This is a genomic window from Salinicola peritrichatus (assembly GCF_003206715.1).
Taxonomy (GTDB): Bacteria; Pseudomonadota; Gammaproteobacteria; order Pseudomonadales; family Halomonadaceae; genus Salinicola; species Salinicola peritrichatus.
The window spans coordinates 1-7,811 of record NZ_PZJU01000090.1 but is presented as its reverse complement, the minus strand read 5'-3'; the positions used below and the strand labels follow the sequence as shown (position 1 = coordinate 7,811).

Sequence of the window (7,811 nt, the reverse complement as noted above, 5' to 3'; positions counted from 1 at the left end):
CTATGCCACTACACATCCAAGTCGCGGCTTCCCCTGGTCAATCATTGGATCTCGCTCAGATCCGCCAGACGGCAACACTCAATGAGCGTATCCGATGCCGCGCGCTGCTGAACCTGGCCGGCAAAGAAAACGAGCGCTTGGCCATCCAGGCGATCGACGAGGGAAGCAGCGTTGAATCGCTGGGCCTGAAGCTCTTCCAGGCCCGCCAGGAAAAGGCGGCAAGAGAGAGAACCGTTGGTGCCATCACCGAGCGTTGGCGCGATCAGGGTGCCGCGAAAGATCAGCCCGAGTCGACGCCAGCGCAATCGTCATCCGACACCGTCACGGCTATCACCAAAGGCTTCCGCCGCCAATGATCGGCGGCCCGCAATCACCTCAAAGAAGGACTCGAATCATGTTGGGATTCCGCAAGACAAAACCGGCCAACGAGTGGCAGCAGTGGATCGCCAAGCGACAAGCGCAGCAAGAGGCTCTCGCCTCTCTCACGGCACAAAAGCACGAGGCCGACCGCGAGCGGGAAGAAGCAGAGCAGCAAGCGTACTGGGGGAAGATGCCACTACTCGAGATGACGGGTTATCCGGTGCGCAATACTCCGATGTCCCAATTACCCAAAGCTGCCGAAGTCGTTCGCCGTGTCTCCTTCGAGCTGGAGCAGCAACGTGCGCTGCGCGCTAAAGGCCTGAGTTTCGAGTGGAACCTTGGCCAGGTCAGCAAAGCCTTAGACGAGTTGAAAGCGCTGGTTGAAAAGATGAGCGCTGCCAAGCAGCACTTCGAGAGCCTGGAAGTCCAAGAGAAAGAACAGCAGGAAGCGCTGGCAGCCATCGAAAGCCGGCCTCCGAAAGCGGGCCATAACGCGCTGGAGGCTTTTGATGGCGAGATCCAAGCCGTCCGAGAAGAGCTGGGACAGGTCGACAAGACACTGGAGGCAATGGAAGACGGGCAGTCTGACCAGCAACGGGCAAACGCCAACCTGGTGAGTGCGCAAGCTCTGGTCGATGAGCTGGAAGGCGCGGCTGCCCTTGGCAACGACAACCTGGAAGCACAAAGCAAGGCCCACGATGCCTTGGAGAAAGCTCAGCAGAACGTTGAGCAGGCGACCAAACAGGTAGCGCGGCAACAAGCCGCGCGACGCGGTCTCGAGCGCAAGCGTTCGCAGCTCGTCGAACGTCTGGAAGAGCTCGGCCAGATGCATGCCGACATCGCTCGGGACGTCTACGTGGCCGATCTGGAAAGCCAAGAAACGCGGCTGGTTTCATTGCTGGGCGGCGACGATATCCGCCAACTGGTGGAGAGTATCAACGCGACCAGACGGCAGCTAAACCAAGCACTCAATCATAGAGAGGGGCACGCTAAGACCAACTCGCCTCATTCGCCACTTCGCGTGTCGGTGGAGTTCAAGCACCTGGAGCACCATCCCGATCGTAGGCAGTTGGGGCATCAGCTCGAGCTCTAAACACGCTGACCAGAAACGGAAATCCCCTCGACGGGCCAACGTCGAGGGGATTGCAAAAGACCACCTGTACGGCTCCAGATTATGTCACCGAATCTTTGCTCGCAAGTTTCACCGCTTGCGCGGGGCACGGCGCACCGCTATCGTATCTCTGTCGCTGCCAATTCAGCGGCCGGGCGTGAGAACCCGAGTGATCCAAGGCGCACAAGCGCCCCCAATAACGATGGCGCTTTTTTAGTGCCCGTCAGTTATGGCGGCCGTGCGTGGGACGCTTTCGAGCGTGCCGGTTCCCTTGGATGCCGGTTTCTCACCCCGCGTACGGTCGCCACCCAATCCCGTGAGAAGGACGGTGGTGACTCCAATATCCAAGGAGCTTCACCCATGACATCAGTCCGTCTGTTCCCTGCCCGCTTCATCCGCTCTCGTGCTCGCGCCCATCGTGCGATGGCCCGTGCTGCGCTGTTCTCCGATTCCAGCTCGTCGGTTCGCCTAGGGCGCTACAACGACCATATGGCCAAGGCCATATCACTGGAAAGCCACACGGAACAGGAGTCAGCACAATGAGCCACTTCGACCTTCAGCCAGATAGCAGTTTTCACAGCATGCGCACCGAAAGCGACGACGTTTACCTGTTCGCTGCCAATGCCAAGGCGCCGCGTATCGATGCGTTGCGGGAAGCCGCGGTGATGCTGAGCACCCTGCAACCGACTCTCAGGAACGCGATCGGCGCAAATCCTATCAGCACCGATAGCGCTTATCTGATGAACCACGCCCTCGAGTCGGCCATCGCCATCATCGACACCGTGGCCAGCAACCTGGAAGACGAGGAGCGCGACTCATGAGCGATTACACGACACCAGCCAACATGATCGCCCACCACCTGTATGAATCGGCCAGCTCCATCGAAGGCCTTGCCAAGCTGGTACAGGAAGACGTGCTACGCGTGGATACCGAAGACGGTACGCCCTTCCTCAACCCCGGCAGCTACCACAACATGATGTCCGCGATCATCGAGCTAAGCCGTCGCATCGTGGATCTGTCGGACGGCCTCGAAGAAATGGGCCGGGAGCAACGCGAAGCACTTAACGCAAAGGGGGCACCATGAGCCCACGCACGCAAGCCGAGCTGTCCCAGCGCTTCGACATCTGCAATCGGACAGCCATCGGCGCGGTCGATCGAGTATTGGCCGCCTGGCTGCCGGGCGGCAAGACGCAAAAGCGTGAGTATGTGGTAAGAAACCCAACGCGTGACGACGGGCACGCCGGATCGTTCTCGGTGAATCTCGACCACGGGGGATGGTATGACTTCGCGACCGGGGACAAGGGCGGCGACCTGATTGCCCTCGTCGCCTACGTCGAGCGTTGTGAGCAGTTCGAAGCCCTCAAGCGGCTGGAGGCGTTTCTGGGCATTGATGATCGCGACCAAGGTGCCATCCATCCAGCGCCCGAGACGGGCAAGGAAAGCTCGAAATCTTCCGGGAATACCGAGTGGCAGCCAGTAGCACCGGTGCCGGATGCGGCGCTCGCAAGCCTTCCTCATGCCCACCCGAAGCATGGCAAGCCGTGGAAGCGCTGGGAGTATCGCGATGCAACCGGCGGTTTGCTGATGGTGGTCGATCGCTACAACCTGCCGCCGGCATCCGGCGAAACGAAGCCACGAAAGGTGTTCTCGCCGCTGACCAGGTGGCGACATGCGGCGTCCGGAAAAGGTCAATGGCAGCGCAAGGGGCTACCCGAGCCGCGCCCTCTGCTGAACTTGGACAAGCTGGCCGCCGACCCTGGCGCGCCGGTCTTGGTGTGCGAAGGCGAAAAAAGCGCCGATGCTGCTGCCGAGCTGATGCCCGACTACGTGGTCACGTGCTGGCCGAACGGCACCAACTCCGCCGACAAGGCCGACTGGGCGCCGCTGGCCGGACGAAACGTGGTGCTATGGCCCGACAACGATCGGGCCGGCATCGAGTGCATGGAGAAGCTGGCCGCTCGCCTGCAGTTGGCGGGCGTTGCCTCGGTGCGCCTGATGAGCCTGGACCACTTCGACCGCTTACCGGATTGGGATAGCGACCGGGCGGCCTTCGCCTCTGGCGGCGAGTGGAACGAAAAGGACGATGCCGCCGACCTGCTGGGCCGCGCATGGACGCCGCTGCACCTGACGGCTTTGGCCAGCGAAGGCGTTCTATTCCGCGACCCGCCGACACCGCTAAAAAAGGCGTCTTCCAGTCCGAAAAGTGGCAAGCAAAAGCCTAAGGCGCAGCAGACGCCAGGCTTCACGGTGAAGGATCAGGGCGTCTACGCCATCCCGGAAGATGGTGACCCTCGGCGCGTTTGCGATCGCCTCGACATCATCGCCCAGACACGCGACGAGCGAGGCCACAACTGGGGGTTGCTGGTCGAGTTCACCGACCCCGATGGCGTAGCGAAGCGCTGGAACATCCCCGCCGAGGCGCTGATCAGTGAGGGAGCCAAGGAAGCGATATCGCCACTTCTCTCCATGGGCTTGAAGCTCGACCCGAAGCGCCCCGCGCGAAACACCAAGAACGACCTGATCAGCTACCTCCAGGGCTTCGCCGGCGCCGAGCGGGCCAGGCTCGTCGATCGTCTAGGCTGGCATGGTGATGCCTACCTTCTGCCAGCAGGGGCGATAGGTCAGAACCATGAGTCCCTGGAGTTCACCAATCATGGCGCTGAGCTACCGAGTGTCGAGACAGCCGGCACGCTGGAGGAGTGGCAAGCGCATGTCGGGGCCTACTGCCCCGGCAACGACCGGCTGACATTGTGCGTATGCATTGCCCTGGCCAGCCCCCTGCTCCATTGCTTGGGCCTCGAGTCGGGTGGCTTCCACCTTTACGGCGAGAGTTCCGGTGGCAAGACGACTCATCTTCAAGCGGCTGTCTCGGTCTTCGGCTCACCAAAGCTGGTGCGTAGCTGGCGCTCGACCGATAACGCTCTGGAGTCGATCGCAGCCGCGCACTCGGACGGCCTTCTCGCTCTCGATGAGATCGGCATGTGCAGCCCGAGAATCATCGGCGAGACGGTCTATATGCTGGGCAATGGTGCCGGGAAGGCCCGCGCCAATGACCGTGGCAACGGCAAGCCAGTGCGTCGATGGCGGCTCCTGTTCTTGTCTACCGGGGAGAAAACCCTCGAGCAGCATATGGACGAGGCCAACCAGATGCACCGGGCTGGCATGGACGTTCGCATGCTGGGCATCCCAGCAGATGCTGGAGCGGGTATGGGGCTCTTCCAGGATCTCCATGGCCTCAGCGGCGCGGCGGATCTTTCTGATCATCTCAAAGCCAGCGTGAGCCGTTACTACGGCACCCCATTGGAAGCCTGGCTTCGGCAGCTGACCGACCCTGAGCGTATGGCCCAGCTCGGCAAAGCCTACGCGGCGACACTGGCCAAGTTCGAGAAGGAGACGCTTCCTCAGAAAGCCAGCGGCCAAGCCCATCGAGCGGCAGCACGCTTCGCTCTCGTTGCCTTGGCGGGCGAGCTCGCCACCGATTGGGGTGTTACTGGCTGGAAGCGCTACACCGCCTGGAACGCCGCCAAGGCCAGCTTCGGCGCTTGGATCGCGGAGCGCGGCGGGGCCGGCGACCAGGAAGAGACAAAGGTACTGGAAGCGCTCTGCCACTTGATCGAGACACATGGCGAAGGACGATTCACCAGGCTCAATGTGGACTTCCAGCACGACCAGCACGCGCCAAGGACAATGCAAAGGCTGGGGTGGCGGCGCACCGAGACGTTTGGAACCGGAGCCAATATCGAAATGACGACGACCTATTTCATTCCCCCCGACACCTGGAGCAAGGAAGTCTGGGGCCGACCAGGTATGCCGTCCGCACGTCAGGCCAACAAGGTGCTGAAAGCTCATGGCGTGTTGCAGCTCGACCACGAGGGTAAGACCTCCATCAAGGTGCCAGGGATCAAGAGCGGCGCGGCCCGATACTACGTGTTCACCGACACGGCGCTCTACAGGGCCCGGAACGCGGCCAATGATGAGCAGGAGCAAGCGGCGTGAAGACAGGAAGATGCCAACAAGCTTTTGAGAGTGCCGCTGCACAGCGCTGCTATCCGGGCATTGAGGAATCATGGTCTAGCAAGCTATGAGGCTAGTTGACAGATTGGATAATGTGCCATATCTTTTGGTTGACAAATTCCCGTATCTGCCAGGATATCTCGTGAAAACAAAGCACCCATCGGATTTTTTCCCAGAGCTCTACGAAGAACGGCTGGCCATCGTTGCCGAGCTGTTGCTTGATATCCGCTTCAACACGATACGGGAAATGGACTCCCCTCATGATGATTCTTATACACGCGAGTGTGCGGTTTTCGGGCGTACTCGGAATGCGATAGTAGAACTATGCCAGAGTCCCGAGCATGAGTGGCTAGATTTAGCCTCTCCAGGTATGGATGTCACTTTCAAAATTGGCCAAGTGCCTTGCCGATTTTTCAGGGACGACCCTGAATCTCCTGAAAAGCGAGGGTTTTTCCGCCGAAACCGGGTTGACGATCTTTTTTCGGTGGACGATAGCGAACCAGTCATGTGGAGGTTTGTTATCGAGAAAGCTATGACCGACGAGGATGAAGATCGTGCATTCTTCATAGGTCACAATGTATATCAAGAAAAGGTTTGTCAGTGGTCGTATGGCCCCTCCGGCACCGTGCTCCACTCTGTCGATAATGAGACTCCGCCTATTGCGGATATACCTTCCCCTGAGGTTGGCGTTCGGGAAGAAGAGGAACAGCAAGAGCACTCTCACGACCATGACACTTCAAAGTTGAGCGATGCTCAGAACGAGTGAGCCTAAGATGGAATTTTTTTTCGATGGATCATCCTTGAGACTGGCCCGCGTGTTTTGCGGGCTTTCTCTCGAGGAAGTTTCCGAACGAGTAGGAAAAACTCGTCAGTATTTACATAAGCTGGAAACTGGTCAAAGTAAGCCCACAGACCAGTTGATGACAGACTTGGCTGACTCTCTGGATGTGGAAGTAGATTTTTTCATGCCTAAAAGCAATAGACTTAGCGAAGATCAATTCCATTTTCGCAAGCTCTTTACTACAAAGTCATCTATGAAGCAGGTTGCGGTTGCTCGTGGCGAAATGGTTTATCGTTTGATTTGTTTTTTAGATAAAGAACTTAAGCTTCCAAAAATAAACATACCGAGCATCCCAGGCATTCAGAGTTATGACAGTATCGAACGCGCTTCAGATATCTGCCGTAAAGAGTGGGGGTTAGGTTCATCGCCTATCGGCAGCATGACTCGTCTTGCTGAGAGCCTTGGTACGATTGTAACGAATCTCAACGGAGTTTCAGCAGAGATTGACGCTCTGTCCGTAGCCGTGGAGAGGCCATTCATTGTCCGGAACACAGCAAAAGAAAGTGTCTGTAGGCAGCGCTTTGACATTGCCCACGAGCTTGGACATCTAGTAATGCATGAGGGTATCGTTACAGGTGATCGAACTACAGAAAGTCAGGCTAATCGATTTGCGAGCGCTCTGCTATTGCCGAGAGCCATGATGATAAAACTCTTCCCTCGACCAAATGGTGAACGTTTGGACTGGAAAGGAATGAGGGAATTCAAACAGACATGGAAAGTTAGTAAAGCTGCGATATTGTATAGAGCCAAACAGCTGGAGCTAATCACTGAGGCGCAATATAAGAGAGGCGTCATCACTTTAAAAAAACATGGAGAATCTCATGGCGAAAAGGACGATTACCTTATACCCAAAGAGCCTCCCGAGGTTCTACAAAAATCACTAAACATTTTACTAGAGCGTAAAGGGATCGATTTAAACAAAATCGCCGCTGAGCTACTTGTCAAACCTAAATTCATCCGGGAGTTGACTGGACTCGATTTCCCAGTGCTACGCGAGACACCTAAACTAAGGTTAGTTCAATAATCAACCAGCTCATCAGCCCTGCTCCTCTGCAGGGCTTTTGTGTTCGCCGAAAGCAATACTCGTACTCTAAAAATATCACCTCAAGTAATTAGGTTTAGGTGGCTGGCCTTTTCTCTTTGTTATCCGCCAAAGAAGATCAATTGCATACCAATAATCTCTGGTAGTCGACTTGCTATACTTCTTGACTTCCAAAAACTCATTGACATGTCGTTTACCTATTTGAGCAGGCGGACATCCACACCATTTCACGAATTGCTCAACGCGTCTCACCTGCCTACGCCTAGCTGTCTTTCCTCCTCTGCAAGCATGCTGATTAAGCGCGTGGCGAATGTCCGGAGGAGTCATCGCGTACTCCCGATATAGCTCACGACAATTGCAATGCGAGAGTGCCCGAGTTCGCGGGCGATGATGAGTCTGGCTGCCCTATCAGCCGTCTTGGTGGCGTTGCCCCCGACTTCGAC

General features: G+C 57.3%; 8 protein-coding genes. All 8 read left to right on the top strand.

Going from position 1 to position 7,811, the window contains the following annotated elements; all coding sequences use genetic code 11:
* The coding region (locus DOM57_RS21920; RefSeq protein ID WP_204353060.1) for a hypothetical protein at nt 1-356 on the top strand (356 nt) is incomplete at its 5' end.
* 38 nt (nt 357-394) lie between these two features.
* On the top strand, nt 395-1,453 hold the full coding sequence (locus tag DOM57_RS21350; protein WP_110651728.1) for a coiled-coil domain-containing protein: 1,059 nt from the start codon (nt 395-397) through the stop codon (nt 1,451-1,453).
* A gap of 378 nt (nt 1,454-1,831) precedes the next feature.
* On the top strand, nt 1,832-2,014 hold the full coding sequence (locus tag DOM57_RS21345; protein WP_110651726.1) for a hypothetical protein: 183 nt from the start codon (nt 1,832-1,834) through the stop codon (nt 2,012-2,014).
* A complete protein-coding gene (locus DOM57_RS21340) occupies nt 2,011-2,292 on the top strand; it encodes a hypothetical protein (protein WP_110651724.1) in 282 nt (93 codons plus the stop codon). Before DOM57_RS21345 ends, DOM57_RS21340 begins: the two co-directional genes overlap by 4 nt.
* Nucleotides 2,289-2,555: a hypothetical protein gene (locus DOM57_RS21335; protein WP_110651722.1), complete on the top strand. Its 267-nt coding sequence runs from the start codon at nt 2,289-2,291 to the stop codon at nt 2,553-2,555. The genes DOM57_RS21340 and DOM57_RS21335 overlap by 4 nt, the downstream gene beginning before the upstream one ends.
* A complete protein-coding gene (locus DOM57_RS21330; RefSeq protein WP_110651720.1) occupies nt 2,552-5,467 on the top strand; it encodes a DUF927 domain-containing protein in 2,916 nt (971 codons plus the stop codon). Before DOM57_RS21335 ends, DOM57_RS21330 begins: the two co-directional genes overlap by 4 nt.
* Nucleotides 5,468-5,627: 160 nt before the next feature.
* Nucleotides 5,628-6,251, top strand: a complete 624-nt coding sequence (locus DOM57_RS21915; protein WP_162619631.1) for a hypothetical protein — start codon at nt 5,628-5,630, stop codon at nt 6,249-6,251.
* Between the two features lie 7 nt (nt 6,252-6,258).
* Nucleotides 6,259-7,350, top strand: coding sequence for a helix-turn-helix domain-containing protein (locus DOM57_RS21315; protein ID WP_110651714.1), 1,092 nt, complete (start codon nt 6,259-6,261; stop codon nt 7,348-7,350).
* Nucleotides 7,351-7,811: the final 461 nt, after the last annotated feature.

What these genes read in the sequence shown, in the direction of transcription:
- DOM57_RS21350 (WP_110651728.1), top strand. Translation starts at nt 395, where the DNA reads ATGTTGGGATTCCGCAAGACAAAACCGGCCAACGAGTGGCAGCAGTGG.
- DOM57_RS21345 (WP_110651726.1), top strand. Translation starts at nt 1,832, where the DNA reads ATGACATCAGTCCGTCTGTTCCCTGCCCGCTTCATCCGCTCTCGTGCT.
- DOM57_RS21340 (WP_110651724.1), top strand. Translation starts at nt 2,011, where the DNA reads ATGAGCCACTTCGACCTTCAGCCAGATAGCAGTTTTCACAGCATGCGC.
- DOM57_RS21335 (WP_110651722.1), top strand. Translation starts at nt 2,289, where the DNA reads ATGAGCGATTACACGACACCAGCCAACATGATCGCCCACCACCTGTAT.
- DOM57_RS21330 (WP_110651720.1), top strand. Translation starts at nt 2,552, where the DNA reads ATGAGCCCACGCACGCAAGCCGAGCTGTCCCAGCGCTTCGACATCTGC.
- DOM57_RS21315 (WP_110651714.1), top strand. Translation starts at nt 6,259, where the DNA reads ATGGAATTTTTTTTCGATGGATCATCCTTGAGACTGGCCCGCGTGTTT.